Raw genomic sequence first — 24,059 nt, 5'->3', positions numbered from 1 at the left:
AGAAAACCTTTCGAAGGGTGCCGAAAACGGCCCGAAAGTCTCTCCCGCATCCGCAGCTTGCGGATGCCGCCGTGCCCGGGACCGTATGGACGATCCGTGATGACGTTCACGGCGCGGACCCTCATCGGGCCCTTCGGGATACTCCCCTTCGCGACTCCGATCCTATCGGATGGCGTTGCCGTCCGGTCCGTGCCTCGTGGTGTCGCGGTCGCTCTGACCGATCCTTTTCCGGCGTCGACTCTGCTCCATCAGGAGCGCCACGGGGATGAAATATGAAATGGCCAGTGCAATCAGCAGCCAACCCAAAGGCGGATACCCGGCACCAAATGCCACGGCGGCCGCGATGACCGCCAGCGCCAGGATGGCAGCGCCAACAATGACGAAGACGCGCGCCTTTTTGACATCCACGGACCCAACCTTGCCCGATCGGACAGCATGTGTCGCGAAACACGACGCGGGTTCGACCAAAGGCGCCCGATCGTGCCCTGGGTTAGGCACCGCGGGTGCGGGGGTCAGTTATTCAGGAAGTCTGACGAGGATGGGGGCTCGCCGTGGTTCCGACCAGGGGTTCTGTTCGGTTCATTGGCGTGGGGGGCGCATCCCTCACATGAGTTCCTGAATTCGTTCACGTCTCTGGCGCGTTCAATCCGACCGCGCCGCCGGGTTCTCAAAACAGGAAGCACCTCGAACTGGGGAAACCGAGCAGAACGTGAGGCGGGCATCATTGTCAGCATGCACACGACGGCCGTACAAAAGCTCCGCAAGGAGATGATGCGCCGCATGAACGACGACTGGCACCTCGACGGCGACCTCCGCACCGCTGAGATGTGGATGCGCCACCTCGTTGTGCCGCCCGTTTGGCGCCTCGCGGTAGAGCTGGTCAACCCGGTGGCGTGGTTTCTGGGTCCGACCTACCCGACCGTCTACCGCCGGATGCATGTCTGGGTGGACGAAGCCGGCCGTCTGCATCGCCGGACAACGGGGAAGATCCCATCCGACTGGCCGCAGCTGCACTCGTGGGAAGCACCCGACGGCCCGGTCGTCCCGTAAAACGCGCCGTCAGAACTTGTTCAGTCGTTGCCATTTTGTTGCCGCTCCACACCTGCGCCCTTTATGGCGTAGCCATGGCGCGAACACCACGATTCTCAATTCACCGGCCGCGCGACCGTTGATCTTGGCGCCGTGAGCCACCGAATCAAGGGCGCTCCGCGTCGCTTCGCGATGCAGCGAAGCTGGACCCTTGACGCGGATGCTCAAGGCGCGAGGATGCTGTGTGCGGGCAGCCGAAGGAATGGCTCCAGGACCGATTGCCACGGTCCTACTCAGCCATGCACCAACCAACGAGAGCGCGGCGATCGGCTTGAGGTGACCACCCTTGGCGGTCCAAGTTCACTAGGCGCGTAGGGACTGCCGCCGAGGGTGAGGGCGACACCAATCCGTTAGTTCGCGGGCGCGACCGATGAGCATGATTCGGGCTGTAGCGTTTGGGGCACCGTCACCGGGCATATTTGCGGGCCGGTCTTACGGGAATCGCGCTCGCGCAATAAATTGCGATCGGTCGGATTGGGCCCAGGCGACCTCTGGTGTGCCGCAGATCGACCGGCTTACGGGCACCCCTTTCATCGAGGTAACGGCGGTCGAACGGCGCCTGTAAGCCAAATGTCAGTGGAGCAGCGGGACGCAAGTCGTGGAAGATTTATTCGTCTGGTCGACTCGAAGTAGTGGTCCTCGCCTCGAGTCGACCAATTCCAACGCGGATAATCCGGTCGATGTGAGTCTGGCTCCGCTCATTGCATTGGGCTCCTTGAGCAAGCGCCGCTTGGAGCCACCCCGGGCCTTTCCGGACAGACACCTCTGGGGCAAGACGCTCCAACTCGCCGTATCGAACCATGACGATTCCCCAGGATTCCAACAGCTCGAGCAACAGATCGAGGTCGGTTCGAGCGGTCCCACGGAACGCATCGACACCGTAATCCTTCACATCCGCCCAAGCCGACTCCCGGGCTCGCGCGTTTGCGAGCAGAACGTCTCGGACCTCCGCCGTGTAGTTCTCGTCGATCCGCGGCTGCAGCGCGGCCTGAACGGCATCGAGGACGTGCGACACCTTCACAGGGTCGCGCGGAGCCCGTTGAGCAGCCGTGGCCCTTGTCCAAAGCTGCTTGCCGGCATCGTTCCAGTCTCCGCCTAGCGAGCGAACAAGGCTGGAAAGCTCAGCTTCGTTTGAAATCATGTCGAGATCCGGCGCTGCGATTACGGGGACCTCGATCGCCTTCAGAGCTGAGGCCACTTTCGCCATCCCCGCTTTGCCACCCGTTGCGACGAATAGGACCTCTCCGGCTGGAATACTCGAGGGCTCGCGACTGGCGCAGTCCAAGGCTGCCCCTAGATACGCGCAGTCCCCTTCGGCTTCAGCCAACACAACGACGCGGTGGAACAGTCCATCAAGCACGTTTGAATAGTGCAGAACTGGATCGTTCCAGAGCCCGCGCAATTCTGACGCGTCCAGCTGAAACGCGCGAGCGCTTCCCGAACCCCGAGTGGCGCGCACGACGGACACATCGACCTGAGAGTCCAGCAGCCCAGTGAGGATGTGACGGTCGTGTGTCGCGATGAGTATCTGTACGCCCCTCTCTACGGCGAGTTTTCCAAGCTCAACGCCAAGCGCGTGTGCCTGCGGAGGGTGCAGGAAGGCTTCAGGCTCGTCGAGGATGATCACGGGGTACGTTGCAGCGACGACCGGCAGTACTTGCCCGAAGAACCCACGCATCCCGTCGCCTTGCTCATCGAGCGGACGCAAGGTGGCCATTGCTTCACGGTAGGCGCGAGGGATGTTGTCGACAGTGGGAGCTTCCGCGTCCACCTTCCCTACGCGAAGTCGTATCGTGCGTGCCAAAGTGTCGAGTGTCAGCGGGCGCTGAAAGACTGACTCGGATAATGCGCTCACTCGATCACGAAGGTTTCGCGAGTCTTGGAGTGAATGGACTGGGTGGCTGGGCGGATCATCAACCGCATCACGCATCTCCGCTGAACCACCGACAGAAAAGCGACCCGCAGCATTTCCGTAGAAGCAAAGGTAAGCAGCGAGGCCTGCAAGGCCGTTAGACCGTTGCGTCCAGAAGTGGGCGAGCATGTTCGGCTGCTCGAATCCCGCCATCGGACGAGTGAAGCCCATCGATTGGCCTTGCACGGCGAAAGTCGAATTCCCAAGCAACCACGCGAAAAGGTCACGGGGTTGCCCCGTCGCGGCCAAACCAATCGACTCGACAGAGAGCTTGGGTGGCGTGGGGTTGCTCGGGTGATTCTGGAGGGTCTCGACCACTTCGCGAAGAATGGTCGACTTGCCGGCGTTGTTCGCCCCTACGATGGCCGTGACGCCGGCCGCCTGCGGTCGGATCACATCACCGCTCTTGAGGCGAATCTCTTCGATTCCGAATGAGAACTGGTCCGCAGAACCCGATGCCCAATCCGGGTTGGTCGTAATAAAGGCGGCTTCAAAGTCGTCACGGTTCAGGACACCCATCCTGCAAGACTGGCATGAATGCCAGGAAATCCATTGACTGCGCTCGGCCGGTTCTGCGGCCGAGAACTGGGGGTAACCATTGCCCGCATGGTTTGAATCCAGGAGACTTGGACTCAAGTAGCAAAATGATGCGCTGACCGATCGGCTTGCGGGCGGGGCACACCCCTCATTGGTCGAACGCTCAATGAGAATGAAGCCATGACGAATGAGGCGAAAGACAGCGAGCTTGCCGCCCTGGAACCGCTCCTTCACCGCCTGCCAGTTGGGGCGGACCGCTCGTTGATCGAGTCCCTGCTGGAACCCGACTTCTTCGAGGTGGGCGCGTCTGGATCGGTCTATCAACGTTCCTTCGTTCTAGACGAGGTCGAACGCCGCTATGCCGAGGGGGTCGATCCCGACGATGACGCCTGGAGTATCGAGGAGTTCTCGGCATCGTCGGTGGCAGTGGATTTGTACCTCGTCACGTACCAGCTTTCCTTCGCCGGTCGACTCTCGCGTCGCTGCACCCTGTGGCGTCGATATGAGTCGGGGTGGCGGGCTGTCTATCACCAGGGAACGATCATTCCGGCTAACTGAGCAACTGCCCGCTCAGCCATCCGCTACCGTTACCTTTTGCTCTCTGACGTTGTCTGACGCTGAATGGTTCTGTAGACGGTAGATCGCGCGACGTTGAAGAGTTCGGCGAGTTCCGCCGTGGTGTGAGTACCTGCGTTGTGGACCTCCATTAGGTGACGCTGCTGCGGGAGAGAGAGTTTTGGCTGCTTGCCGCGGAGGCGACCTTTCGCCTTCGCTACCTGCATGCCTTCTCGAGTTCGAGCGCGGATCAGGTCGGATTCGAACTCCGCAACCATCGCGAGCACGTTGAACAGCAGCCGTCCGACGGGGTCGAGTGGGTCATGGACTGAACCGCCGATGCTGAGCTTGACGTGTTTGGCGGTGAGCTCGTCGACAATGTCCTTCGCGTCGCGTAGCGAGCGTGCCAGCCGGTCGAGTTTCGCCACCACGAGGGTGTCGCCGGTCCGGCACGCGGCGAGAGCTTCACGCAGTCCGGGGCGGGCGCGATTAGTCCCCGTCAACCCGTGGTCGGTGAAGACGTATGCAGGGTCGACGCCGAGTCGCTCGAGGGCGACGCGTTGTGCGGTGAGGTCTTGCTCGTATGTGGACACGCGTGCGTATCCGATCAGTAATTCATTCATGCAGAAAGCGTCGCCCCGAAGTCTCCGCCAGACAGAGGGAGTGTTGACGAGATGTCCCAAGGAGGGACCGGCTAGCGTGCGCCGTCGGTCGCCTTCCACACCCACCTCAAATGTCACCTATCCATGTCGCAGAATCATTTTCTGTCACCTGTCGATTTCGGATGCGCTCTCACGTCGTACTGCTGAGTCGACATTTAACGTCGACCAGAATCTGAAGGAGCACACCATGTCTGCTTTCGTTCTTGCTTTCCGCAACGATCCCGCCGTGAATGCCACCGAGGAAGAGGTCGCTGCGTGGGGCGCCTGGTTCCAGAAGCTCGGCGCGGCCGTGACCGACATGGGCAGCCGCGTCGGGGCGACCAACCTGCTGGGAACGTCCGCCGGAGCCAACGCGTTGTCCGGCTACACCCTTATAGATGCAACCGACCTGGCCGCGGCGACCGCCCTAGCCGAAGGATGCCCCGGCCTCTCCTACGGGGGCAGCGTCGAGGTGGGCGAAGTGGTCGCGATGTAGAGAGCGCTGCGCTCGACCTCGAGAACCGTGTGATCGTCTCCCGTGTGCCGATTGGGCTAGGCGCTTCTGTGAGCAGATCGCTTGCGCTCGGCTGTGCGCATGACGACCCGCTACCGGGATAGGCGCTCGCTACCTTCCACCAACGACGGGGTAGCGCTCGCTCGTCTGCTGGAGGCTGTCGATCATTGGAGCGAGATGCGTCTGGTCCAGGTCCCGAAGGGCGAACTGGAGCTCGTTACCGGGTCGTCGCTTGTCGCGCACGATCCCGCCTGCCTCAACAGTGCCGTTTGGGTTCGCCTTTATGGCAAGGGAGATCCATGCCTCCGTGGAGATAAGACGAGCAGTGCCAGTGAGGTTCTGGTACACCTCCGCCATTTCATCGCTAAACACACGTAACTCGTCGGCGCGCAGTGCGACACGGTCTAGATTCGCGGTCATGCCATCTACGTCAACTTTGATTGCTCCAACGAGCCAGTTTCCGTCTTCCCAGCTCAGGTCATCGGGACGCTCGCGTCCGGCGATGCGGATGGTGATTTCGTTGTGAGCTCCACCTAGAGCGATCTCATCCATGAGCCCATCATCGAGCACCGCAAACGCATTCTGCGCAAGCCGCACGGTTGGTTGGACGACCAGGCCACCCAGACGGAAGAGTTTCCGGTCCGATAGCTGGCCAACCGCACGACAGCGGATGCTCAATGGTGCGCGGATGCTCCCGCCCGCAACGGATTGTGCTCGGGCGTCGTCCACGGCAGTCTGGGCAAATGAAGTTCCCATGTCCGTGCTGTGGTTACCTAACCCTCGAGGACCCCGAGAACGGCAGCTATGAGATTTGTCCAGTCTGCTTCTGGGAAAACGACGCAGTTCAGAATGATGACCCGTCCTTCGCCGGTGGGGCAAACGAACCAAGCGTGATATATGCACGGGCGAACTTTCGGCGGTTCGGCGCCGTCGAGGAGCGGCTAATTCCCCACGTTCGCCCTGCTCGCCCGGACGAAATTCCGGTGAGTAGTCACTAGGCCGTCAAAGTGTCCTCAGAGCGATCCGCTTCGGCTACCTCTTGCTCTCTGACGTTGTCTGACTTCGCTACCTGTATGCCTTCTCGAGTTCGAGCGCGGATCAGGTCGGATTCGAACTCCGCAACCATCGCGAGCACGTTGAACAGCAGCCGTCCGACGGGGTCAAGCGGGTCATGGACTGAGCCGCCGTTGCTGAGCTTGACGTGTTCGGCGGTGAGCTCGTCGACGATGTCCTTCGCGTCGCGTAGCGAGCGTGCCAGCCGGTCGAGTTTCGCCACCACGAGGGTGTCGCCGGTCCGGCACGCGGCGAGAGCTTCACGCAGTCCGGGGCGGGCGCGATTGGTCCCTGTCAGCCCGTGGTCGGTGAAGACGTATGCAGGGTCGACGCCGAGTCGCTCGAGGGCGACGCGTTGTGCGGTGAGGTCTTGCTCGTATGTGGACACGCGTGCGTATCCGATCAGTAATTCATTCATGCAGAAAGCGTCGCCCCGAAGTCTCCGCCAGACAGAGGGAGTGTTGACGAGATGTCCGATGAGGGACCGGTAATCGCGCAGTCGTTCGGGAGGTCATGGACGTAGAATGTCGTGTGCTCTGAGTCGTTTCAGCGAGAAGGTGATCGTCGATGAGTTCTCGGCAGTCGCAGCCCGACCCGCGAGTACGGTTCGCGCTCCGAATGTTCCGGCTGGTCGATCCACTCGCCCGACGGATGATCTCCGCCGGGGTGCCAACGGGTGCACCAAACGTTCTTCTGATCGTTCGGGGTCGCCGGTCGGGGATCGAGCGAACGGTGCCCGTCACCTTGCTGAACCTCGATGGAGGCTGGTACGTCCACGCTACTTACGGTGCAGACGGCTGGGCTCGAAACCTTCGTGTAGCCGGCGAGGCGATTGTGATCCATCCTGGCGGCCGTCGCAGTCCGGTTCGTGCCTACGAAGTTCCGCTCGATGATGCAGCCGCGATTCTTCGTCGAGTGCTTGAGCCGTTCCGCTCGCCGCGCCTGCTACGTAAATTGCTTGGCCCGAACATGAGGCCACCTGTCGGCGTACTGCGCCGATGCCGAATACGCGTCGACGACACCCCCGAGGATTACCTCGCCGAAGCCGGACGCCATCCGCTCTTCGAGCTCCGACCCGTCTAAAGAAGCCAGTCGGCCGCGCAAGCGAAGCGTTTTTGGATGGGCAGTTGCAGTCGGGGATCCGCCACCGGGCGGCTTGCGGTGCGATTATGGAGTGGATGGAGCGTCCAGCGCAGCCTGAAGACCTCGGCCGACTATTTATCGAGCAAGCGAACGCCGGTGACGCCGACGCGCTCACGGACCTCTATGAGGAAGACGCCGTGCTGGCACTCGCGGACGGTACAACAGCAATTGGGAAGGCCGAAATTCACGAGTTCTACACTCGACTTCTCGCCGATCGACCGACGTTCACGGCAGCACCGCAGCGACCCGCGTTGTGCAACGGAGACTGGGCACTCACATCGACAAAATTTCCGGGCGGCGCCACAGCAGAAGTAGCTCACCGGCAGCCGGACGGTACTTGGCGATGGATCCTCGACCAGCCCAACGTCCTCGGCGAGTAGCCGCGGACGATTCGCGCCGTGCCCTTTAGCCCATGGCCAAACGCGCACGGAGAGCGACCGGCTTACGGACGTGAGCGATGGCGCCGGACTTGGTGAATCAGGCGCTCGCTTCGAGCGTGTTGCGGGCTTGCAGAGTGGCAGTGTCCATAGTGTGACTGGGTGACAGACATCGACTGGATCGAGAGCACGCGGAGCTCGTATGACACAGTGGCTGATAGCTACACAGACTTTGTCGATGCCGCAATCGGCCACTGGGACCCTTTCGTGTGGGCGTTTCTGGACGCCTTTGCGGCCCTGAGCAAGGCGAAGGGCCCGGTTCTCGACGCTGGGTGTGGCCCGGGACGCGTCACGGCCCACCTGAAAGACAAGGGTCTCGACATCAGCGGCATCGATCTGTCCCCACGTCTCATCGAGATCGCCCGAACACATCGCCCAGACATTGACTTCACCGTCGGGTCGATCACTCAGCTTCCGGTCGATGCAGCACACCTGGCCGGCATCATCTGCTGGTGGGTGCTGCACCACGTTCCGGACGACTCCATCGGCGCGGTTATTGGGCAGTTCTTCGAGAAGCTTCAGCCGGGTGGTGTTCTGCTTCTCGGCGGCCACCTCGGTTCGTCGACGCACACCAAGACCGAAGGCTACGGAGGGCACCCGATGAACGTGCACATGGCCAAACGACCGCTGGAAGACGTCGCTGAAACACTCGAGGAGAACGACTTCGTGATCGACCTCCAGGCGACACTAGATCCTCGGTCGACAGCCCCATCGCTCGTAGTCCTCGCACACAAACCGATGTAGAGGCGCTAAATCGACGCACGCTGAACGATCCCGTTACGCGCAATTGCGTCGGTGAATCAGGTATGCCACGCCTCGCGGAGGTCGAGTAAGCGCCACTTGGCGGCCCGGTTTCCTGGTTGGCGGCTCTCGACCTCGCAAGAAGGCGCCTGACGGTTCAGCAGACGGTCCTCGCAGACAGGTGCTACCAGCAGGTGGAGCCACCGAAAGACTACGAGCGCCGCTCCATCCCCATCTCAGGCTTCCTCGTCGACGCGTTGCGCGATCCAACGAGAGAGCATGGCGGAGACGATCCGGACTTCTACGGCAGCCGGACGAAGATCTGCTCTCGATAACGCAGCAATGAAATCAACGGTTTCCAAAGTGTTGCCACGGAGTCGATTTCGCGGCTTCAGCGCCGACGAAACGAAAAAGCCCGGACACCAGTAAATGACTGGTATCCGGGCGATTGTGACCCCAGCGGGATTTGAACCCGCGTTACCGCCGTGAGAGGGCGACGTCCTAGGCCGCTAAACGATGGGGCCGCTTTGCAACTCATCGAGTATGCCATACCCCGTGGGCCCCGACCAAACCGGCGGGCACGCGTCGGGCGCGGCGCGGCTCAGGAGAGCACGCGAAGGGATGCGGGAACCAGACTGATCTCGACGGGCAGCGCGCCCACACGTTCGCCGTCCGCGTAGGCGACCACACGGTCCGCGCTGAGCTTCACCGACCGCACCCTCTGGAACGAGACCTCGGGGAGCGTCGTATGCGTCCCCTGGAATACTTTCGGGAACACCCGGAGAAAGCCCAGCCGGGACATGGGTTCGACCACGAAGAGGTCCAGATAGCCGTCGTCGAGTTCCGCATGCGGCACGATCCGCATCCCGCCGCCGAGCGAGACGTTGTTGGCGACCGAGATCAGCAGTGCCCTACGGCGCGAGACCACCCCGTCCGCCTCGACCTCGTATTCGATCGGCTTCAGTGTCGCGAGCTCGCGCAGCATCGCGAACACATAGCGCGAACGCCCGCGCGGGCGGGTCATCATGTTCGCACGCTCATTGACGGTCGCGTCGAACCCCGCCGAGACCACGCACGCGAACCAGGTCGTCAGCTCGCCGTGCTTGATAAGGCCGGCGTCGATGATGCGCGGAGGCTTGCCGAGGGCGGCCAGCAACTGGTCTGTGGCTGCTTCGGTGTCGTCGATGCGGATGCCGAGGCCGGCAGCGAGATCGTTGCCGGTCCCGCTGGGAACGATTCCGAGCGGGATGTCGGTCTGGGCCACGATGTTGGTGCCGAGGCTGACCATCCCGTCGCCGCCGACGACCACGAGAGCATCAGCGCCCGCTTCGACAGCCCGGATGGTCTCGCGCCGCAGCAGTTCCACGTTCGGTTCGGCGACGTCGACGACCCTGTGCCCGGCCCGGCGCAGACGTTCGACAACGTGCGGACCGACCTCGCGGCGTTTGCCGAACGACGCCTGCGGGTTGATCGCCACGACGACGGTGAGCGGTGCTTCGGCCATAGTCCACGATTATGTCGGACGTCGCGGCCCATGCCGCGCCCGCTCGGTAGACCATCCGTTCGGCGCGCCGCGCTCAGTCGAGTCTGGTGCGGCGAAGCAGCTGTGCGTTCAGAGCGACGACGATCGTCGAGACCGACATCAGCACGGCGCCGAGGGCCGGTGAAACGACGAAACCGAGCCCGATGGTCACACCTGCCGCCAGCGGGATCGCGATCACGTTGTAGCCGGTCGCCCACGCGAGGTTCTGCAGCATCTTGCGGTAGGTGGCGCGCGAGAGCCTGATCACCTTCGCCACCCCGCGCGGGTCGCTCGATGCGAGCACGATCCCTGCGGACTCGATCGCGACGTCGGTGCCGGCTCCAATCGCGATGCCCACGTCGGCCTGCGCGAGGGCGGGCGCATCGTTCACACCATCTCCGACCATGGCGACGCGCGACCCGTCGGCCTGCAGTTTCGCTACCACGCCGGACTTGTCACCCGGCAGTACTTCGGCGAAGACCTCCTCGATTCCGAGCTGGCGTGCGACCGCATTGCCGACGTCCCACGAGTCGCCGGTGAGCATGGCGACGCGCACTCCGCGCTGTCGCAGGGTCCGGACCGCCTCGGCCGATTCGGGGCGCACCACGTCGGCCAGCGCGATGAGGCCTGCGACCTCGTCTCCGCGAACGACGAAGACCACGGTCTGACCGTCTCGCGCCGCGTCGCGTGCCGCATTGACCAGCTCGGCGGTCGGTGTGAGTCCGCGCTCGGTGAGGACTCGCGGCGCGGCCACCAGCGTCGCGGCGCCGTCGACGATCGCGGATGCGCCGCGGCCGGCCAGCGCTTCGAATTCCGTGGCACGAACGACAGCGAGACGACGATCGCGTGCTTCGGCGACGATGGCACGGCCGATCGGATGCTCGGCCGGCCCCTCGACGGCCGCCGCGAGGGCGAGCACAGCATCCACCGTCACCCCGTCCGCCGGCACGACCGCGACCACACCCTGCCTGCCTTCGGTCAGGGTTCCCGTCTTGTCGAAGAGGACGACGTCGATGAGGCGCGCATCCTCCATCGCGTGGCGGTCGCGGATGAGCAGGCCGTTCCTGGCACCCAGCACGGTCGAGATCTGAGCGACCAGAGGAATCGCGAGTCCGAGCGCGTGCGGGCACGCGATGACGAGGACGGTCACGACACGCTCGAGGATGAAAGACGGATCGCCGGGCGCCAGGATTACCCACACGACGAGGGTGATGAATGCTGCGGCGATCGCCACATAGAAGAGCCACGCGGCCGCGCGGTCGGCGAGGACCTGCGTGCTCGACTTGCTCGCCTGCGCGTCGGAGACCAGGCGCATGATGCCGGCGAGAGCGGTATCTCCGCCGAGTTTCGTGACCCGCACGACCAGTGAACCGCTGCCGGAGATGCTCCCGGCGACCACGTTCTCGCCCGCCCCGCGGGTCACCGGCTTCGATTCGCCGGTCAGCAGGGATTCGTCGAGGTCCGACGAACCGTCGACGATCTCGCCGTCGACGGGCACGCTGGAGCCGGGACGGACCCGCACCAGGTCACCGACCGAGAGTGCACTGACGGCAACGGTCTCGGTGCGTTCGGCTCCCGGGGCGCCAAGCACCCGCTCGGCCTGGTCGGGCAGGAGTTTCGCCAGCTGGCCCAGCGCATCCTGAGCACCCATCACCGCCGACATCTCGATCCAGTGACCGAGCAGCATGATCGTGATGAGGGTCGCCAGCTCCCACCAGAAGTCCATTCCGGAGAGGCCGAACGTCACCGCCAGGCTGTAGCCGAAGGCCACGACGATCGCGAGCGAGATGAGCGTCATCATCCCCGGCTGCCGGTCGCGGAGTTCTGCGACGGCGCCCCGGAGGAAGACCATGCCCCCGTAGAGGAAGATCGCAACACCGAACACGGCCGGGATCCACTGGCTGCCGGGGAATCGCGGGCCGTCGAGGCCGAGGATCCCCTGGAGCCCGCGGGAGAAGACGAGCGTCGGGATGGTCAGGGCAAGCGAGATCCAGAACTTGCGACGGAAGACGGCGGGGTCGTGCGCCGAGTGGTCGGCATGCGAACCGTGGTCACTGTGCGCCGAGTGGTCGGCATGCGAACCGTGGTCACTGTGCGACGCGTGGTCGCCGTGGTCATGCGCCGAAGCGTTTGCCGTTGTGTCGGTCGCATGGGTCATCTCGTTCATATCCACCTCTCAACGGTACCCCTAGGGGGTATATTCCTCAAGAGTTGCAGCACGGGGGTGAAAGGTGTTTGCTCAAACCATGAAGCTGACGAAACTCGAGCACGCCGCCCTGATCCTCGAAGAAGCCGGAAAGAAGCTCTTCATCGACCCGGGATCGTTCACGACTCCACTCACCGACACCGCTGGCGCCGTGGCCGTCGTCATCACGCACGAGCACGCCGACCACTGGACCCCGGAGCAGCTGGCGCGCATCCTCGACATGAACCCGGGCATCCCGATCTACGGGCCCTCAGGCGTTGCCAAAGCAGCCACCGGCATCGAGATCACTGTCGTGAACGCGGGAGATGTCGTCACTGCCGGGCCGTTCACGCTCCGCTTCTTCGGCGGCAAGCACGCCGTCATCCACTCGAGCATCCCCGTCGTGGACAACCTGGGCGTCCTCGTCAACGATGAGCTCTACTACGGGGGCGACTCGTTCACGGTTCCCGAAGGCATCGCGGTCGACACGCTCGCCGTCCCCGCCGGAGCACCTTGGCTCAAGATCGGCGAAACCATCGACTACGTGCTCGCCGTGAAGCCGAAACGCAGTTTCCCCACGCATGAGATGGTGCTCGCCCGTGCGGGCAAAGACATGGCGAACGGGCGCATCGGATGGGCGACGGAGCAGAACGGCGGCGAGTTCTTCCCACTCGAGCCGGGCGACTCACTCGATCTCTGATCCGTCAACGCGCGTGCTCGGCCAGGATCTGGTCGACGTCGATGCGCTTGAGCAACGCAGCCCAGTCGATCGACCTCGCCTCAGCTTCCTTGTCCTCGTCGGCGAGGACGAGCCCGTTGCGTTCGACGACGATTCCGGCCGGCAGCATCCGATTCAGCTCCGCAAGGATCGCATCGTCGACCGCTTCGGTGTTGAAATCGGCGCCGACCTGGGCGTAGTAGTCGCTCGAGAGCGTGTAGGAGACGATTCCTGCTTCGACCTGGCTCATGACGCGCAGTCTAACCCCGGGACCGCCGGCGACGTCAGGCCCCGACGCCGCTCTCGCGGGCGAGATCTGCCTGCGACTGCTCGTCGATCTCGACCGCGACCAGCGAGCCACCCGCCTCGCTGAACTGCTTGCGCACCTCGCCGAGGGCGACCTCCGTGGCATACGCCGCGACCGCCCAGTGTCCCGGACGCAGCGCCTTGGTGATCTGCTTCCGGATGTCGTCATCCACACTGTCGTCGGTTGTCTCCATCGACTCGAACAGCGCTCCGATCGTGCCGCCGACGGCGAAGCCTGCGACAGGCGCGGTGACCAATGCCCCCAGGATCTGCCCGAAGGCCGCCGCCTCGGTGAGGTCGAGCGGCGCCGTGGGGTCGTGAGGTGCGCTCCGCAGCTCGATGTGCCCATCCCTGCCGACCGCGATCCACGCCGCATCGGCCAGGCGGAGCAGCGCAATACGATGCAGCTCGAGGATCTTGTCGAAAGCAGCGGAGGCGTCGGCTTCTCTGTCGAAGCCGAAGATCATGAGGGTCGACATCGCCGGGTCCATTCGTTCGTTTGTGAAGGTGCTGGAGAGTGACCGTACGCGCTCTGCAGCCGTGCGGCAAGGGGCTTGACGGGCGACCTCCGACACTCCGCGCCGCCTCCGACGAGCGCGCCGCAGCGAGCGCACAATCGGTGCCATGAAGACGTTGATCATCTGCGAACGGTGTGACGGCACGGGCGCCGACCCCGACCAGGACGGCACCGAGGTGCGAGCCTGCGTGGAGTGCGGAGGCGACGGCTGCCACATCACCTACTACGCCGAATTCCAGCAGACGGCCTGACGCGCGTTCAGCGGCCGCGTTTCGCGCGGCGACGCTGTCGCCAGGTCATGGCCGCGCGTTCCGCACGCTCGCGCTCGCGCGCCTCGACTGCGGCCCGGTAACGCGCATCCCGCCTGTCGCGCCACGCCGCCACCTCGGCCTCGACATCGCGGAGCTGGGTGACGACGGGCGGCCCGCCCTGCAACTGCCGCCGCGCCTCGACCACTCGGGCGTTGAAATCCTTGAGAAGCTCCCTCACCGCACCCTCGGAGGGCGCCGCATCCATCCGGTCGCCGAGGGCGGCATCCTCCGTCCGGAGCGTGAGCGCGGGAGGTCCGAGACCGGTGAGGCTCTCGCGTTCGATCTTCTTGCGGATCCACCAGTTCGGGTCATGGATCTCGTGAAGGTTGCGAAGCGGCTTGCCTGAACCGGGCAGGTCGTCGAAGTCCCCGCGGCGCATCGCCTGGACGATCGAGATCTCGACGAACTGGGTGCGCTGGTCCATCGACGCCTGCCCCGCCGTGTTCGTGTCGTCGTCATCAGCGGTCTCGCCCTGGACGCCCGCGAGCTGATCGACCTGGTAGCGGGCGACATCCAATCGCGGGTCGCCCCGGTTCTTCTTGCCGGCCACCCATCCAGCCTACGACTCGCATCGCGTCGACAGACCTCGACGATCGCTCCAGCCCCTAGGATCGAGCCGATGAGAACTCAGCTGCCGTACGAACGAGAGCGGCTGCGCTCCACACGCTCCACTTCTTCTGGCCTCGCGCGTCGCGCGGGCATCAGCGCATTCGTCGGCGCCGTCGTCGTGCTCGCGCTGTCCGGATGCGTGGCGCCGGCACGCTTCTCGGCTGCTCCCGCGGCATCCGTGGCGACGCCGGCTCCCGGTGCTCCCGACCTCACCGGGTCGAGCGTGCTGAGAACAGTGCCGTACAAGCAGCTCGCCATCGGCGACTGCACAGACGTCTCGGCGCACTCCAAGGTCAGCGAGACCGTGCAGATCCTCGACTGTGCGAGCCCGCACGCCAGCGAGGTGTTCATGACCATCAACTTTCCCGATGTGACCACTCCCAAGCCGGGCTCGCTCCAGGCCGTCGCCGAGGACGTCTGCGGCGCGTACACCGATCCGCTTCCGGCGTCGATCACTCCGATCTGGGTCGGGCCCACCACTGCCGAATGGGCGACCGGCACTCGGTTCGGGCTGTGTCTCGCGGTCGATAGCGCAAACCACGCGCTCACTGAGCCGTTGAGCCAGCTCGAAGGGGGCGCGGCACCCGCTGCGCCCGCTGCACCCGCCCCGCCGAGCACGACCTACCTGCGCGACCTGGCGTTCGGATTCGCGGTGGGCCTGCTCCCGGCGCTTGCCCTCGGGGCTCTGTTCGTGCTCGCGTTCTACATGGTGTGGTCGCTCGCTCTCACCAGCCTTTTCCGAAAGGTCGGCATCCCGGTCTGGAAGGCGTGGGTCCCGTACGTGCAGACGTGGACTCTGCTGCGGCTCGGCGGTCAGAACGGCAACTGGTTGTGGCTGATGTTCGTGCCATACGGTGGCATCGTCACGTCGGTCTTCATGTACATCGGGATGCACCGGATCGGTATCGCGTTCGGTAAGGACTCCGGGACGCTCGTGCTCGGCATCTTCCTGCCCTTCGTCTGGGCTTTCACGCTCGGGCGCACGAACGAGGTGTACCGGCCCGAGGCGCTGGCGTGGCACGGCTATCCACCGCCGCTGGAAGGTTACGGCTCGATCACGTCCGCTTCCGCGTGACGATGAGCACGATCATGCCGATGAGAGCCATCGCCAACAGCACGTAGCCGATGATCGTGAGTGCCTGCCCGGCCGCCGTAGCGCCGGAGACCGCCAGGATCTCCCCACCGTAGATGGCGACGGGGCTCACCACGATGAGCACGGGGACGCACACCCACAGAGCGATCCGGGCGGCGTGGGTCGCCCGGTCATCGTCGGGTCGAGTGACCATACGTCGACGATACCCCCGTTATCACAACTGCCTCACGGGTGCGCCCGCCGTCAGCTCGAGGATCTGGGCCGCCGTGAGAGTCTCCCCGTCATGGCGCCACATGGCTTCGCCGTCGATCATCACCTGGGTGGCGACATGAGACTCGCCGTCCCGGGACTGCCAGGTGATGAACTGCGAGTCCGGCAGTCCGTCACGCATCGCTGTCGGCCGGTCACCGACGGTCCCCCGGTTCTCGACGACCAGACCGTAAATGGTGAAGGCGTAGATGCCCAGACCCAGCACAGCGAGCACGCCGGCGATCGCCGGGTGGGGCTTGTAGTCCGAGACGGCGACGATCACACCCACGATGACGATCGTGGTGCCGGCGAGGAAGGCAAGCCGCAGCCACAATGGCGTGGTCGGCCTGAACCTCTCCTTGAATTTCACGCTCTCATTGTCCATGACGCACCCGTGAAACCGGACCAAACGGCTCGTCGGCAACCAGCCCAGTTCGGGGCTGACGCGCCGTCCCCTGGGCCGGTACGCTCGGGCCAACCTTCTTCGCAAGGTCAAACCGGCTGCCTCATCGTTGAAAGGAATCGACTCGCGCATGGGAGACGACTGGGATTCGCGCGAATTCATTGTTCCCGAGCCGGGATGGGTTGCGGTCGACGAAACCGGGTGGGATGCGCTCAAGCTGTGGTACGCGGGTCCGGACAATCGGGCCCGCGCTCCTCGTGACGACGGCGATCGAGTGGTGCGAGTAAGTCGCGAATCGGCTGACAGGCAGAGCCTGTCGATCACGCCCTTCAACGCTGATGACCTGCAGATCTTCGAGTCGGGAGTCGACGCCTACCTGGAGGATGCCGGGATACTTCCGCTTCCTCACGGATACCGGTGGTATCTGCGTCTTCCGGATGGCTGGTCGGTCGACTTCGTGGATCAGATCGATGGGATGCTGAATCCGCGGCTTTCAGGCGCACCGAGACCCGCCGACGTGCTTGGCCACCTGAAACCGATCATGGATGCGCTCTATCTGCGGTAGATCTGTGTCTGGGCCGATCTGCACAACGCTCGATCGATCCTTGAACTTCCCTCGCCTCATCTGGCCATGCAAACCCATCCAGCCGAGGTCGCTCAGGTCATCGTCGAGGCGATCGCCACCTTCATCGCCGAGCAGCTCATGCGGGTGGACGGCGACCCCCGGTCGGTCGTGGTGCCGGGACTGGACGGCGAGAACTATCCCTCACCGGCGAGCGACCCGGTTTGGGGCTGACGGGCTGACCCCGAGGTCGTTACGCTCGGCTCGACCGTCTCCTCAAGGTCAATCGGTCTTCCGAATCGTCGAAAGGAACACGGATGAACGTGCTCGGAGTCCTCCTCGTTGTCGTCTACGCCGCGCTGTTCGTGCTGTTCGCATGGGCAACGATCGTATTCATCATGGTCGGGATGCGATGGCTCAGACTGAACCCGAGTCATGACTATGGGGCGCCGAAGTTCAAGGACGAGCTCTGACGACCGTTCGATGCGTTGTCCGGAATACAGCGAAGTCTGCCACCCACAAGCGCGGTCAGTGGCAAGATGAGGCCGTGCCCGAACCACGTGACCCGGAGGAACCGCTGCCATACGGTCTGCCTGAGGAGACGCAGGAACCCTATTTCCAGATCGTTTCACCGAATCTCGACAAGATCTCGTCGGTGTCGTTCGACGGGTCGAGCGTCAGCGGGAGGCGCTCGCGACGCGGACTGATCGTCGTCGCTGTGGTGGTCGGAATCTGCGTCGCAGTCGTCGCGATCGGCATCCTCGTTCAGACCCTGACAGGCGCGGTGAACTAGAGCTCCACGAGGTACCGTCAGTTTGTTCGCCCTTCGAGTTTTCGTCAGGCCGTGTTGCGCGCTTCTCAGCGCTTACCGAGTCCCCAGCGATCCAGGAGCGACGAGTGGTCACCGCGCCCTGAGAAGAACCCCCCGCCGTGCCAGTGCGGCAGCACCGGCCGTGTGGGAGGCGTGGCGCCGCATCCGACGCACTGGTCGGGAATGTTGCCCGCCACTATCGTGCGCTTGAGCTGGACCGGCACCTCGGAGTAGATGCCGCCTCCGCTGCGCACCGCGGATGTCGGCCCGAGTAACGCGTTTGCGCTGACGACGGTGTCGGTGAGGCTCAGAGCGCTCAATACGTCGGTGCGGGTGCCGGGGAGCAGGGCACCTGTTGCGATGCCGCCGCCGAGGAGGGTTCCGCCCGATCCCTTGGCGATCCCCTTGTTTCCGGTGATCGCCACTCGCGTGAGGGTGAGGTCGGTCTGTGACAGCAGGCCCGCACCGAGGACATCGGCCCTGCCGGTCGTCGTACGAGCCGTCGCTGTGTTGCCCGCGATGATCGAATCAGACACGACGGTCTTCGCATCGTTTTGATCAGTGAGAAGGCTGAGACCACTGATGGCGGCGGCGGCGGACGCATCCCCGTTGACGGCGTCGACGGTGACGGTGTTGCCGATGAAACGGCTGCGGGTGATTGTGGCATCCGAATCCCACTCCATAACGCCGCCGATCGGGCCTGAGGTGTCGGTGAGTATCCGAGCCGACAGAGCGTTGTTGCTGAGGGTGGAGTCGGTCATGGTCAGCCTCGAACGGTAACCCATCTGCAGGCCAGCATTGATGGCGCCCCAGTCGCCGTTCGGGTTGTCGTAGCTCGTCCGGTTGCCGTCGATGTGAGAGCCGGTGATGTTGACGGCTGCGAAGTCGCCGACATGGATGCCGCCGCTGTTCGCGAGCGTGTCGATGAGGGTGCCATCGGAGGTCGCCCGAGGCCACGTGGCCTGCAGGGTCGATTCGTTGTCGTTGATCGAGCTCCGGGTGATGCTCACCGTCGAGCCACTGTCGGCGAAAATGCCGCCGCCTTCGGCGTAGCGGCCATTCGGTGCCACGACGTGAGCCTTGTTTCGTGCGACCACTGAATCGGTGACGGCCAGCTGACCGTAGATCCAAATGCCGGCTCCATCGGAGTCAGACGCGAGGCTTCCGTCAGCGACGTTGTCGACGATGGAGGATCGCACGATCGTGACGGATCCGAAGGCATAGATCCCCCCGCCCACGGCAGCGGCGGCAGGGCAGTAACCGTCGGGACACAGTGGCCAATTTTGAGCGGCCTCCGGCGTCGTCGGCCCGGTGGTGGAGACGGGCGACGCTACGTTGCCTGTGATGACGGAGCCGGTGATAGTCAGGGATGATCCGCCGCCTGCGACATCGTTGAGAGAGAGGATGCCGGCCCCGGCGGCAAAGATGCCTGGAATATCCGAATCCGGCACATCATGCGCGCCTCCCCCGGTGATCGTGATTCCGCTGATCGTGACGGTCGGTTCGCTACCGGCCGGGGCATTCAACGTGCCGACCGTGATGACGTGCTCTCCGCCCGAGAGGGTCGTCTTGGATGCACCGGCGCCGCGCAGGGTGAGCGACTTGGCAATGAGGATCCCTCCTCGGAAGGTGCCGGCTGGTACCGCCACGACTGCTCCCGCCGGTGCACCGGCGATCGCGGCTTGCACGGTCGCGAAACACGTAGACCCGACAGAGATGCACGGCGTCGGCGCCGCCGCAGTGACAACCGGTACGGCAAGAAGCGCCGCTACGATCGCAGCAACGCGCGCAAAGGTTGGGATGGGCATGAGTGATCCCCTCGTGGGTCATCTGCTTTGGTGAGGCATCCCGCCCAGCTTGACCACCTGACAGTGGTGTCTCGCGCTTCCACAATGCTGACACTTGCTCACGTTAAACGTCAAGGAAAACCACACAGTTCGCACAGCGCTCTCAAAACAATGCACAGGCGCAAAGAGTAGACCGCAGCACCATGACCACCGCCGCCGCCACCGATGAGATCGCGGTCTGGTTCGATGAGCAGGCGGAGCCCGTGTACGTGAGGGTTCGGTCCCGGGGCGAAAATGCGGACCCTGCTGTGGTGAAGGTGTTCGAGTACTTCGAGCAGCCGCGACCCGGACTGGTTCTGCGGCACCCGTCTCAGAACCCAGGCTGCTTCAAGTGTTGGCGGTGATACGCCTGCGTTGAAGTATTCGCCCGACGATGACAGCGATGAGGAAGACGGCCGGCGGAATCAATGCGAACGGCAGCAGCAGAGCCTCTATCGTTGCGGACGCTGCTAGGTCAGGGATGTAGGAGACGCAATCGTTCGCGCAATCCGCGTGAGCGAGAGTGAGCGACACCACGGCAAGGAACCACGACAGGAACCCGAGCAGGACAGCGCAGCCCGCGAACGCGATCGACATGCGTCCCATGCGGTTCCGGTTCAGCAGGAAAAGCAGCGTGAAGCATCCGTAGATAGCTGCGACAAGCAGTGATCCGGTGAAGATCTGGACATACTCAGTCCATTGGAGGGGGACACGCTCGTACTGAATGTCGGAGAGTTCAGAGCGGTGCCAGATCGGAGCGAAAGTGAGGAACAGCCAAGTCAGCAGCAGTACCGCCGACCAGCCGAAATAGGACCAGCCGGCGGCGCGTTCGATCTTTACCCCCATGAGCTGAAGGTTAGCGACACCCCGGGCCGGGAACCCTCCCCAATTCGGGTCGAGGGGATCAGACGACCTTGTACTCATCCTCGTTCTCGTCCTGGGGACATAGAGATGGGTCGCCCGCCGGCCGTTTCGAGCGCCATTCCCGCGGGTAGCAGTCCCCGACGGTCCAATCCGTCACTGCCCGTTTGCGGCGTTCGTGCTGGCGCGTTTGATCATCTCGAGGGTCCAGTCGCCGGGGTCCAACGTCATGTGCGGTCTACTCCGTGGTCTTCGCGGATGATGCGGTGGACGATTGGAGACCGGACGACGACCGTCGACTGGTTGTCCATCGCCGGCAGACAGACATCCAACGCAGACGCCTTCCGCGGACAGTACCCCGTCGACGACCCGAACAGCGCGGAGCAGCTGTAACGCGACCACGGCATGATCGCGCCCTGGCTGCTCGAGTGGGCCGATGGCAAGCGAGTCCTCGACGAGAACGGCCAGCCGAAGCTCGCCCCCAGTCGAGCTTCTCGGCTTCCTTACGAGGCTTGAATCGCGGTCGAGCGACTACGAGCTTCGGCTGGGCTATTCGTGCTCCGCGACATTGAAATGGATCGCGCCTTGGGTAATCATGTCCAGATTGATGACATCGACGCGGAGCCGGTCGCAGCAGAGCAATGTCATTTACTCGACATAAACTCCCAGGTGCTTGAAGGATTTCGGGTGACATCCAATGACAAAGGCTGGGCTTTCATCCGCAGTCTTCGAACCCGCCACGACGGCGAAGATCCCAGTGTTATTGCGGCGTACAACGCAGAAAACCCCGATTTCTCGGGGGTCTCATTCGCTGGTTTCGCTTTCGAAAGCTGGGGTACCTGGACTCGAACCAAGAACAACTGAACCAGAATCAGCCGTGTTGCCAATTACACCATACCCCACTGGCCCACACCGAAGTCCGGGCCGAGTGTCAACTTTAGCCTACTGAGAGGGCCCAGCCAAAACCGACGTAGCCTCAGCAACGGACTGCCCGATCAGGTCACGATTCACGGCCGCGGCGACGACTGCTCCGGCCCCGGCGGCGACGATCAGTTGCTGCGGGCCGGGCGGTGTCGAGTCCCCCGCCGCGTACACACCGGGCACGGATGTGCGCCCTCTCGCGTCGACAACGATGAGCCCCGATTCATCGCGTTCCAGCCCCAGGCCGTCCACGTAGTCGAGTGTGGGCGACCAGAGGGGACGGACGAATCCACCGATACGTTCGACGACACTTCCGTCTTTGAGGCGGATGCCCGTCATCACTCCGCGCTCCCCCTCGATGTCGTCGATCGGACGGCGATTCACGGATACACCGCGAGCAGCCAGAAGCCGCTCCTCGTCATCGGTGACCGTTCCGACGCCATTGGTGAAGACGATGAGGTCGCTCGACCACTGGCTGAGCAACAACGCCCGCTCGGCGAGGTCGTCGGTCTCGCCGATGAGCGCCAGTGCCGCATCCGATTTCTCGTAACCGTCGCATTCCACGCAGCTGTGCAGCTGGGTGCCGTAGTAGGCGCGGATGCTCGGGATGTCCGGCAGCGTCTCGGAGAGTCCGCTGGCGATCAGGATGACTGACGCCGTCGCATCGATGTCCGCAGAACCGCGCACGCCTCGCGCGTGAACTCCGAAGCCACCGCCCTCGAGGGCACGAACCTCGTCGACGACGGCGAAGACGACTTCGCCTTCGTCGTAGCGTTCGATCTCGTCACGGCCGAGCTTGCGGAGCTCGAGCGGCGAGATGCCGTCGCGCGAGAGGAAACCGCGGGCCAGCAGAGTCGCCGCGTTGCGCGGGCGGTTGCTGTCGACCACCAGGGTGCGCCGGCGGGCGCGCACCAGGTTCAAGGCTGCGGACAGCCCACCCGGGCCGCCGCCGATGACGATGACGTCCAGTCGCTCATCCGGCGTCGACATCTCCTGCTCCGCTCAGCCGAGCAGCGAGGCGGAGAGCCGGTCGAGTCGCGCAAGGGTCTCGGGTTTGCCCAGGATCTGCATGGACTCGAAGAGTGGTGGCGAGATCCGGCGGCCGGAGACGGCGACACGCAGCGGCCCGAACGCGACGCGCGGCTTGAGCGCGAGACCGTCGATGAGTGCGTCGCGCAGGGCGGACTCGATCACGTCGTGAGTCCACTCCGCCTCGCGCACCAACTCCAGTGCGCCGAGCGACGCGGCGAGGATCTCACCGGCGTTGGCGGGGAGGGATGCGCGCGCGTCATCCTCCACGATGAGCGCGGAAGCCTCCGTGAACAGGAAACCGAGCATCCCCGGAGTCTCCCCGAGCAGCTGCACACGCTCCTGGACGAGCGGAGCGGCCGCGGAGAGGATCGCCGCATCGTCGTCGCTGATCGGCTCGGAGAGCACGCCGGCGGCGACGAGGTAGGGCACGGTGCGCGCAGCGAAGTCGTCGACGTCGAGCAGGCGGATGTGGTCTCCGTTGATCGACTCGGCCTTCTTCACGTCGAAGCGGGCCGGGTTGGGATTCACGTTCACCACATCGAACGCAGCGACCATCTCGTCGGTGGAGAAGACGTCGCGGTCGTGGGTCAGCGACCAGCCGAGCAGGGCGAGGTAGTTGACCAGCCCCTCGGGGATGAATCCGCGGTCGCGGTGGTGGAAGAGGTTCGATTCGGGGTCGCGCTTCGAGAGCTTCTTGTTGCCCTCGCCCATCACGTACGGGAGGTGGCCGAAACGCGGGATGAACGTGGTGATGCCGATGTCGATGAGCGCGTGATATAGCGCGATCTGACGAGGAGTCGACGACAGCAGGTCTTCGCCGCGGAGCACGTCGGTGACGCCCATCAGCGCGTCGTCCACGGGGTTGACGAACGTGTAGAGCGGATGCCCGTTCGGGCGCACCACGACGAAGTCGCTGAACGAGCCGGCCGGGAAGGTGATCTCGCCGCGCACGAGGTCGTGGAAGCTGAGGTCGGTGTCGGGGACCCGCAGCCGCAGCGCAGGCTCGCGACCCTCGGCGCGGAACGCCGCGCGCTGGTCCTCGGTCAGGTCGCGCTCGAAGTTGTCGTACCCGAGCTTCGGGTCGCGCCCGAGCGAGACGTTGCGGGCCTCGATCTCCTCGCCGGTGGCGAAGCTCTCATAGATGTGCCCGGATGCCTTGAGCTGCTCGATCACGCCACGGTAGATGTCGTAGCGCTGCGACTGGCGGTATGGCTCGTTGGGCCCGCCGACGTCGACACCCTCATCCCAGTTCAGGTTGAGCCAGGTGAGCGCGTCGATGATCATCGCGTAGCTCTCTTCGCTGTCCCTGGCAGCATCAGTGTCTTCGATGCGGAAGATCAGCTTGCCGCCGGTGTGCCGCGCATACGCCCAGTTGAACAGGGCGGTGCGGATCAGGCCGACGTGCGGGGTGCCGGTCGGCGACGGGCAGAAGCGGACGCGAACGTCAGCGCCGGTCGCCGTTGAGAAAGGGTGCGCAGTGGAGTCAGACATACGCTGCCCATCCTACTGGC

Annotated in this window: 31 protein-coding genes, 2 tRNA genes and 1 pseudogene; 16 read left to right on the top strand and 18 right to left on the bottom strand. The window is 64.1% G+C overall.

Annotated elements, in window-relative coordinates:
* Nucleotides 1-162: 162 nt before the first annotated feature.
* Entirely contained in the window at nt 163-408 is a 246-nt protein-coding gene (locus AAYO93_RS06825; protein ID WP_345764240.1) for a hypothetical protein, read from the bottom strand.
* Between the two features lie 324 nt (nt 409-732).
* Between AAYO93_RS06825 and AAYO93_RS06820 the strand changes: the two genes are divergently transcribed.
* A complete protein-coding gene (locus AAYO93_RS06820; protein WP_345764239.1) occupies nt 733-1,050 on the top strand; it encodes a hypothetical protein in 318 nt (105 codons plus the stop codon).
* Between the two features lie 646 nt (nt 1,051-1,696).
* On the opposite strand, the gene AAYO93_RS06815 is transcribed toward AAYO93_RS06820, so the two are convergent.
* On the bottom strand, nt 1,697-3,520 hold the full coding sequence (locus AAYO93_RS06815; RefSeq protein ID WP_345764238.1) for an ATP-dependent nuclease: 1,824 nt from the start codon (nt 3,518-3,520) through the stop codon (nt 1,697-1,699).
* A gap of 198 nt (nt 3,521-3,718) precedes the next feature.
* On the opposite strand from AAYO93_RS06815, the gene AAYO93_RS06810 reads away from it, so the two are divergent.
* Entirely contained in the window at nt 3,719-4,096 is a 378-nt protein-coding gene (locus AAYO93_RS06810) for a DUF4440 domain-containing protein (RefSeq protein ID WP_345764237.1), read from the top strand.
* A 29-nt stretch (nt 4,097-4,125) separates the two neighbouring features.
* On the opposite strand, the gene AAYO93_RS06805 is transcribed toward AAYO93_RS06810, so the two are convergent.
* Nucleotides 4,126-4,716 (bottom strand): recombinase family protein, encoded by a 591-nt coding sequence (locus AAYO93_RS06805; protein WP_345764833.1) that lies wholly within the window; start codon nt 4,714-4,716, stop codon nt 4,126-4,128.
* A gap of 226 nt (nt 4,717-4,942) precedes the next feature.
* Here AAYO93_RS06805 and AAYO93_RS06800 point away from each other — a divergent pair, with 226 nt between their 5' ends.
* The gene (locus AAYO93_RS06800) at nt 4,943-5,230 is read left to right on the top strand and encodes a hypothetical protein (protein ID WP_345764236.1); all 288 of its coding nucleotides are present in this window, start codon (nt 4,943-4,945) and stop codon (nt 5,228-5,230) included.
* A gap of 129 nt (nt 5,231-5,359) precedes the next feature.
* Here AAYO93_RS06800 and AAYO93_RS06795 read toward each other — a convergent pair whose 3' ends face one another.
* Complete coding sequence (locus AAYO93_RS06795) at nt 5,360-5,977, bottom strand: WapI family immunity protein (protein WP_345764963.1); 618 nt, start codon at nt 5,975-5,977, stop codon at nt 5,360-5,362.
* Between AAYO93_RS06795 and AAYO93_RS06790 the strand changes: the two genes are divergently transcribed.
* Nucleotides 5,926-6,246, top strand: a complete 321-nt coding sequence (locus AAYO93_RS06790) for a CPCC family cysteine-rich protein (RefSeq protein WP_345764235.1) — start codon at nt 5,926-5,928, stop codon at nt 6,244-6,246. The genes AAYO93_RS06795 and AAYO93_RS06790 overlap by 52 nt on opposite strands.
* Before the next feature lie 59 nt (nt 6,247-6,305).
* On the opposite strand, the pseudogene AAYO93_RS06785 reads toward AAYO93_RS06790, so the two are convergent.
* Nucleotides 6,306-6,719: pseudogene (locus AAYO93_RS06785) on the bottom strand (recombinase family protein); the annotation flags it as partial.
* 149 nt (nt 6,720-6,868) lie between these two features.
* Here AAYO93_RS06785 and AAYO93_RS20180 point away from each other — a divergent pair.
* From AAYO93_RS20180 to AAYO93_RS06775, 3 genes are all read left to right on the top strand, one after another.
* A complete protein-coding gene (locus AAYO93_RS20180) occupies nt 6,869-7,384 on the top strand; it encodes a nitroreductase/quinone reductase family protein (protein WP_434056673.1) in 516 nt (171 codons plus the stop codon).
* Nucleotides 7,385-7,479: 95 nt separating this feature from the next.
* The gene (locus AAYO93_RS06780) at nt 7,480-7,824 is read left to right on the top strand and encodes a YybH family protein (RefSeq protein WP_345764234.1); all 345 of its coding nucleotides are present in this window, start codon (nt 7,480-7,482) and stop codon (nt 7,822-7,824) included.
* Between the two features lie 159 nt (nt 7,825-7,983).
* Nucleotides 7,984-8,625 (top strand): class I SAM-dependent methyltransferase, encoded by a 642-nt coding sequence (locus AAYO93_RS06775; protein WP_345764233.1) that lies wholly within the window; start codon nt 7,984-7,986, stop codon nt 8,623-8,625.
* A 448-nt stretch (nt 8,626-9,073) separates the two neighbouring features.
* On the opposite strand, the gene AAYO93_RS06770 is transcribed toward AAYO93_RS06775, so the two are convergent.
* The 3 genes from AAYO93_RS06770 to AAYO93_RS06760 all read right to left on the bottom strand — a co-directional run bounded on the left by AAYO93_RS06770 (nt 9,074) and on the right by AAYO93_RS06760 (nt 12,311).
* A tRNA-Glu gene (locus tag AAYO93_RS06770) sits at nt 9,074-9,146 on the bottom strand.
* Between the two features lie 77 nt (nt 9,147-9,223).
* On the bottom strand, nt 9,224-10,126 hold the full coding sequence (locus tag AAYO93_RS06765) for a diacylglycerol/lipid kinase family protein (RefSeq protein ID WP_345764232.1): 903 nt from the start codon (nt 10,124-10,126) through the stop codon (nt 9,224-9,226).
* 73 nt (nt 10,127-10,199) lie between these two features.
* Nucleotides 10,200-12,311: a heavy metal translocating P-type ATPase gene (locus AAYO93_RS06760; protein WP_345764832.1), complete on the bottom strand. Its 2,112-nt coding sequence runs from the start codon at nt 12,309-12,311 to the stop codon at nt 10,200-10,202.
* 79 nt (nt 12,312-12,390) lie between these two features.
* Between AAYO93_RS06760 and AAYO93_RS06755 the strand changes: the two genes are divergently transcribed.
* Entirely contained in the window at nt 12,391-13,029 is a 639-nt protein-coding gene (locus tag AAYO93_RS06755; protein ID WP_345764231.1) for an MBL fold metallo-hydrolase, read from the top strand.
* Nucleotides 13,030-13,033: 4 nt separating this feature from the next.
* On the opposite strand, the gene AAYO93_RS06750 is transcribed toward AAYO93_RS06755, so the two are convergent.
* The gene (locus AAYO93_RS06750; RefSeq protein ID WP_345764230.1) at nt 13,034-13,297 is read right to left on the bottom strand and encodes a hypothetical protein; all 264 of its coding nucleotides are present in this window, start codon (nt 13,295-13,297) and stop codon (nt 13,034-13,036) included.
* Nucleotides 13,298-13,331: 34 nt separating this feature from the next.
* Entirely contained in the window at nt 13,332-13,832 is a 501-nt protein-coding gene (locus AAYO93_RS06745) for a DUF1269 domain-containing protein (protein WP_345764229.1), read from the bottom strand.
* Nucleotides 13,833-13,977: 145 nt separating this feature from the next.
* On the opposite strand from AAYO93_RS06745, the gene AAYO93_RS06740 reads away from it, so the two are divergent.
* Nucleotides 13,978-14,121: a hypothetical protein gene (locus tag AAYO93_RS06740; protein ID WP_345764228.1), complete on the top strand. Its 144-nt coding sequence runs from the start codon at nt 13,978-13,980 to the stop codon at nt 14,119-14,121.
* A gap of 7 nt (nt 14,122-14,128) precedes the next feature.
* Here AAYO93_RS06740 and AAYO93_RS06735 read toward each other — a convergent pair whose 3' ends face one another.
* Nucleotides 14,129-14,731: a DUF1992 domain-containing protein gene (locus AAYO93_RS06735; RefSeq protein ID WP_345764227.1), complete on the bottom strand. Its 603-nt coding sequence runs from the start codon at nt 14,729-14,731 to the stop codon at nt 14,129-14,131.
* A 69-nt stretch (nt 14,732-14,800) separates the two neighbouring features.
* Here AAYO93_RS06735 and AAYO93_RS06730 point away from each other — a divergent pair, with 69 nt between their 5' ends.
* Nucleotides 14,801-15,865, top strand: a complete 1,065-nt coding sequence (locus AAYO93_RS06730; protein ID WP_345764226.1) for a DUF5684 domain-containing protein — start codon at nt 14,801-14,803, stop codon at nt 15,863-15,865.
* Here the strand turns inward: AAYO93_RS06730 and AAYO93_RS06725 are convergent.
* Together AAYO93_RS06725 and AAYO93_RS06720 are read right to left on the bottom strand one after the other, a co-directional pair.
* Complete coding sequence (locus AAYO93_RS06725) at nt 15,846-16,076, bottom strand: hypothetical protein (RefSeq protein ID WP_345764225.1); 231 nt, start codon at nt 16,074-16,076, stop codon at nt 15,846-15,848. The genes AAYO93_RS06730 and AAYO93_RS06725 overlap by 20 nt on opposite strands.
* A 21-nt stretch (nt 16,077-16,097) precedes the next feature.
* Nucleotides 16,098-16,502 carry a hypothetical protein gene (locus AAYO93_RS06720; RefSeq protein WP_345764224.1) on the bottom strand — a complete coding sequence of 135 codons (405 nt, stop codon included), beginning with the start codon at nt 16,500-16,502 and terminating at the stop codon, nt 16,098-16,100.
* Nucleotides 16,503-16,665: 163 nt separating this feature from the next.
* On the opposite strand from AAYO93_RS06720, the gene AAYO93_RS06715 reads away from it, so the two are divergent.
* The 4 genes from AAYO93_RS06715 to AAYO93_RS06700 all read left to right on the top strand — a co-directional run bounded on the left by AAYO93_RS06715 (nt 16,666) and on the right by AAYO93_RS06700 (nt 17,890).
* Nucleotides 16,666-17,100, top strand: coding sequence for a DUF5956 family protein (locus AAYO93_RS06715; RefSeq protein ID WP_345764223.1), 435 nt, complete (start codon nt 16,666-16,668; stop codon nt 17,098-17,100).
* A 66-nt stretch (nt 17,101-17,166) separates the two neighbouring features.
* Nucleotides 17,167-17,331: a hypothetical protein gene (locus AAYO93_RS06710; protein WP_345764222.1), complete on the top strand. Its 165-nt coding sequence runs from the start codon at nt 17,167-17,169 to the stop codon at nt 17,329-17,331.
* A gap of 83 nt (nt 17,332-17,414) precedes the next feature.
* On the top strand, nt 17,415-17,570 hold the full coding sequence (locus AAYO93_RS06705) for a hypothetical protein (protein ID WP_345764221.1): 156 nt from the start codon (nt 17,415-17,417) through the stop codon (nt 17,568-17,570).
* A gap of 74 nt (nt 17,571-17,644) precedes the next feature.
* A complete protein-coding gene (locus AAYO93_RS06700; RefSeq protein WP_345764220.1) occupies nt 17,645-17,890 on the top strand; it encodes a hypothetical protein in 246 nt (81 codons plus the stop codon).
* A 65-nt stretch (nt 17,891-17,955) separates the two neighbouring features.
* On the opposite strand, the gene AAYO93_RS06695 is transcribed toward AAYO93_RS06700, so the two are convergent.
* Both AAYO93_RS06695 and AAYO93_RS06690 read right to left on the bottom strand, forming a co-directional pair.
* Nucleotides 17,956-19,557, bottom strand: a complete 1,602-nt coding sequence (locus AAYO93_RS06695; protein ID WP_345764219.1) for a hypothetical protein — start codon at nt 19,555-19,557, stop codon at nt 17,956-17,958.
* Nucleotides 19,558-20,082: 525 nt separating this feature from the next.
* Nucleotides 20,083-20,580 (bottom strand): hypothetical protein, encoded by a 498-nt coding sequence (locus tag AAYO93_RS06690; protein WP_345764218.1) that lies wholly within the window; start codon nt 20,578-20,580, stop codon nt 20,083-20,085.
* A gap of 273 nt (nt 20,581-20,853) precedes the next feature.
* Between AAYO93_RS06690 and AAYO93_RS06685 the strand changes: the two genes are divergently transcribed.
* Nucleotides 20,854-20,988 (top strand): hypothetical protein, encoded by a 135-nt coding sequence (locus tag AAYO93_RS06685; protein WP_345764217.1) that lies wholly within the window; start codon nt 20,854-20,856, stop codon nt 20,986-20,988.
* A gap of 162 nt (nt 20,989-21,150) precedes the next feature.
* A complete protein-coding gene (locus AAYO93_RS06680) occupies nt 21,151-21,459 on the top strand; it encodes a hypothetical protein (protein ID WP_345764216.1) in 309 nt (102 codons plus the stop codon).
* Here AAYO93_RS06680 and AAYO93_RS06675 read toward each other — a convergent pair.
* The 3 genes from AAYO93_RS06675 to gltX all read right to left on the bottom strand — a co-directional run bounded on the left by AAYO93_RS06675 (nt 21,426) and on the right by gltX (nt 24,039).
* Nucleotides 21,426-21,497, bottom strand: a tRNA-Gln gene (locus AAYO93_RS06675). The two genes, AAYO93_RS06680 and AAYO93_RS06675, sit on opposite strands and share 34 nt — an antisense overlap.
* 40 nt (nt 21,498-21,537) lie before the next feature.
* Entirely contained in the window at nt 21,538-22,506 is a 969-nt protein-coding gene (locus tag AAYO93_RS06670) for an NAD(P)/FAD-dependent oxidoreductase (protein ID WP_345764215.1), read from the bottom strand.
* A 12-nt stretch (nt 22,507-22,518) separates the two neighbouring features.
* Nucleotides 22,519-24,039, bottom strand: coding sequence for a glutamate--tRNA ligase (gene gltX / locus AAYO93_RS06665; protein ID WP_345764214.1), 1,521 nt, complete (start codon nt 24,037-24,039; stop codon nt 22,519-22,521).
* Nucleotides 24,040-24,059 lie beyond the last annotated feature (20 nt).

The organism is Diaminobutyricibacter sp. McL0608, from assembly GCF_039613825.1.
In the GTDB taxonomy this organism is placed as follows: Bacteria; Actinomycetota; Actinomycetes; order Actinomycetales; family Microbacteriaceae; genus Diaminobutyricibacter.
Note: the sequence above shows the minus strand (reverse complement) of the source record. Positions and strands in the feature narration are given on the sequence as shown.